The sequence below is a fragment of the Mesorhizobium sp. M1E.F.Ca.ET.041.01.1.1 genome (assembly GCF_003997355.1).
Taxonomy (GTDB): domain Bacteria; phylum Pseudomonadota; class Alphaproteobacteria; order Rhizobiales; family Rhizobiaceae; genus Mesorhizobium.
This window is the reverse complement of the sequence record NZ_RZSL01001024.1, coordinates 1-1,286: the sequence shown is the minus strand read 5'-3', so window position 1 is coordinate 1,286 and position 1,286 is coordinate 1. Positions and strand designations below refer to the sequence as shown.

At 61.5% G+C, this 1,286-nt stretch carries 2 protein-coding genes; one reads left to right on the top strand and one right to left on the bottom strand.

The window, feature by feature from the left end:
• The coding region (locus EOA38_RS39570; RefSeq protein WP_189435195.1) for a hypothetical protein at window positions 1-328 on the bottom strand (328 nt) is incomplete at its 3' end.
• Between EOA38_RS39570 and EOA38_RS36995 the strand changes: the two genes are divergently transcribed.
• Entirely contained in the window at window positions 263-928 is a 666-nt protein-coding gene (locus EOA38_RS36995) for a site-specific integrase (RefSeq protein WP_245481024.1), read from the top strand. The genes EOA38_RS39570 and EOA38_RS36995 overlap by 66 nt on opposite strands.
• Window positions 929-1,286 lie beyond the last annotated feature (358 nt).

The following is a 1,286-nucleotide window of genomic DNA, read 5'->3' as shown; positions in this document are numbered from 1 at the left end:
CGGCCACATCCAGCGCGGCAAGCTTGCTCCTCTGCATATCGACGAAGCGCTCGCCGCGCTCAAGGCGAACGGCGGCGCGGCTCGAAAGCCAGCGAAAGAAGGCCAGCCGCGAGGGACGAGGCCGCTCGCCGACCGGACGCTTTTGCACCTTTACCGGATAGGCTCGACGGCTATGGAGCAGGCGCGGCGCTGGAAGCTGGTCGCGGCCAATCCGTTCAAGGACGTGAAAGCGCCCTCGCCCGGTAGGTCGAAAATCAGGATCATGACCGAGGAGCAAGCCGTTCGCGTCTATCAGGCTGCGGTGCGCGCCGACGATAGCGGCAAGCATCCCGGCATGGCGCTGCTGGTTGCCCTGCTGATGGTCTGCGGCATGCGCCGCTCGGAGATCCTCGGCCTTGCCTTTGACGCCGTAGACCTCGACGCGGAGACGATCAGCATTTTCCGCACCGTGGTTGCAGGCGAAAAAGGCGAGCCGATCCTGCGCGATGAGCGGGCAAAGTCGGAAACCTCGATCAGGACGATCAGCATCCCGCCCGAGTTCCTGACTCTGATCCGAAAGCATCGCACCGTAATCAACGAAATGATTTTGGCATGGGGTAAGGGCTACCAACGCGAGCCGCTGCTGCTCTTTCCGACATTCGGCGGCGCGCCATTGCCGCCCGGCGTGCTGACGATCCGGCTGCGTCAATTGCACAGACAGGCCGGCGTCCAAGGCGTGGCTCCGACGCATGGATTCAGGCACGGCATGGCGAGCGCCATGGTCGCCAGCGGCATCGACATAAAAACGATCAGCGAGAGGCTGGGCCATAGCACGACAAGCTTCACGTTGGCGACTTACGTGCATGCGGTTAAAGGCCGGGACAAGGCTGCTGCGGATCAACTCGGCAAGCAGTTTTCGGCAATGAAAGCGGCTGCCGACAAGCCGTGATTTCGGCATTTTTTCGGCATTTGCCGTTTAGAAAAATGGCACAAAGCGCCGCAGAACGACGAAACATGATGCCGACACACGCGGCGACTTGCTGATAAATATCAAAGCGTTACGCCGAGAAACGCAACGAAAGGCGACGCGGCGAAAGGCCGGTTCCCTATCTTGAAAACCGGCGTGGGCGCAAGTTCACCGTGGGTTCGAATCCCACTCCCTCCGCCAGCTAAATTCCCCACGGGCATAGCAGTCCAGCTCTACATCGCCGCAATCGCCGCCGTGATGCTCGCCAGCAGAGCCTGGCGTTACCGGCAGCGCTATTGGTCGGGATGGCAGTGAGAGCGATGCTGGCCAGCCTGAGGCT